The organism is Palleronia aestuarii, assembly GCF_003253995.1.
GTDB classification, from domain to species: domain Bacteria; phylum Pseudomonadota; class Alphaproteobacteria; order Rhodobacterales; family Rhodobacteraceae; genus Palleronia; species Palleronia aestuarii.
The window spans coordinates 1-1,840 of the sequence record NZ_QKZL01000072.1; the positions used below are offsets into that span (position 1 = coordinate 1).

Annotated in this window: 3 protein-coding genes; 2 read left to right on the forward strand and 1 reads right to left on the reverse strand. The window is 46.7% G+C overall.

Translation table 11 applies throughout. The annotated features are described in order from the left end of the window. Positions 1-304 precede the first annotated feature (304 nt). Together LX81_RS22020 and LX81_RS22025 are read left to right on the forward strand one after the other, a co-directional pair. Positions 305-796 carry a hypothetical protein gene (locus tag LX81_RS22020; RefSeq protein ID WP_146259530.1) on the forward strand — a complete coding sequence of 164 codons (492 nt, stop codon included), beginning with the start codon at positions 305-307 and terminating at the stop codon, positions 794-796. Positions 797-855: 59 nt separating this feature from the next. Next, on the forward strand, positions 856-1,317 hold the full coding sequence (locus LX81_RS22025; RefSeq protein WP_146259531.1) for a hypothetical protein: 462 nt from the start codon (positions 856-858) through the stop codon (positions 1,315-1,317). Between the two features lie 265 nt (positions 1,318-1,582). Here the strand turns inward: LX81_RS22025 and LX81_RS23275 are convergent. Next, positions 1,583-1,840, reverse strand: a 258-nt coding sequence (locus tag LX81_RS23275) for a WGR domain-containing protein (RefSeq protein ID WP_308418346.1), incomplete at its 5' end; no start/stop codon positions are given.

Consider the following 1,840-nt stretch of genomic DNA (forward strand, 5'->3'; position numbering starts at 1 on the left):
GCCTCGGTCAGCCAAAACAGGTTGCTCATGCATGTTGTCTCCTCGCGGAGCCTGAATCACGACCAACGTCGTCAATCAATGGGTCCTGAGCCTAGGTTTAGAACGGGGGTTGTGGCACGGCTAAGATACTGATGAGGCGTGGATAATCCAAAGCGTCCTTAAACGGCCATTTTTAGAGGCCATGTGCCAGCACAGATGAAAGTTAACCATCCTAAAGATGAGTGTTGACATGCTCATCTAATGTAATACGATTTACTCATCGGATGAGGTACAACACCTCATCCGAAGATATGGAGTACATTCAGTGATTAACACGACCAAACCTTCTATCAACATCCACCCATCCGTGTACGGAGCGCTCGAGAAAATCGCCGCAAAACAGAACATCGATGTAAACGAAGTGATCCAACGCGCGCTGATAGATTTTACATGGAATGAGCGCGCTCTTGACGAAGAAGCGTACAAGGAGCTGAAAATGTCCCGTGAACTTATCGATCAAGCTGTGCAGGTTGCACAAGAAATATGTGAACGAGATGGCTTCCGCAGTGACATAACTTATGAAGCCATCAAGGTCTGCAAAGAAGACCCGGAATGGATCGAGAAATATAGAGTAATTGTCGGGGATGATATTTATCGCAACGGAAATCCTCGAAAAGGTCCTATCAATCGTCAAATCGGCCTACGAATTCGACGCGCTACCGGTGCCCAACCTCGCCTTGGATCAAACGGCAAGCCGGAAAACGTGAAAGTTTCAGGGGATATCATCCAGACCTACACACCGCTTGTCCGCAACTGAACGAGAAATATAATATTATTTAGATCAAGCAGATAATACTCTAGTAACGAGGATTCTTGATGTCGAAGTATCAGAAGATTTTACAAGTCATCTTAATCTGTAACGATGAGATCAAACTGATGAACTGGATCTCCAATGCAAACCGAGAAAATGCCGTCGAGGTCGAAGATGCCGCACGAAGGCGTTTGATCGAAGTTCGAGCGACAAAAGATATTGATGACCTGAATGATCCAGTTGTTCTAGACTTTTGGAAGAGTATATCGGCTTTGGAACGAGAATTAAGTGAAGAGCGGGGTAAAACTATCAGACTTAGTCGAACACGTCAAAAAATTAACAGAGTTGGTGTTGAAAAGACCATTGCCGACTTGGCTCTTCAAACTCAACCTTCCGAAGGTTATAACCTATTGAAAGCACGGGGTATGCTTGACTTGAGCGCCGAGGCAGTTATCTTGCGATTTCCTGAAAGATTTTCAGAAGAAGTTTTAGCAGCCGCCCGGCAAAGATTGGACGTGAAAACATAGAACTTTCACAATCTTCGCGCGGCTTTTTCTCATTTATCTGGAAATTAATATTCTTACCCAGCCAACTCAATACACTTAGATAGCAAAACTGCGTCGACATGAAGCCTCGAGTTCAGCATGTCTTGAGGCTTCAACTCCGCAATTGGCTTCTGTAGCCATTCGTCGATATTCGGAAGGTGTAATAGTAGAAAAATTTTGACAGCACCATAATTTCGTACGCCCTCTGTTACTATAGTGCCGATTTCTAATTGCTGTGGTTTGCTAACTATATCATCGCTTTTTCAATTGCGCTAACTCCAGTAGGGAAGCAGCTGCCGCGCCCGATCCGGCCCCATTCCCGGATCAGGCTCGTCCCGCTAAAGAGGTCGGACTGCAGCTGCACGAGGTAGAAGCGCCGCATGTTCCGCGCCGGATCGATCGGGCGCAGGGCCAGGCGGGTCGGAAAGACATCAACCTGATCATCGTCGAAGGACATTGCAGCGGCCTTGTTGCGCAAATCTCCTGACGGAGGGACTTCCCCTTT

What these genes read in the sequence shown, in the direction of transcription:
- LX81_RS22025 (WP_146259531.1), top strand. Translation starts at nt 856, where the DNA reads ATGTCGAAGTATCAGAAGATTTTACAAGTCATCTTAATCTGTAACGAT.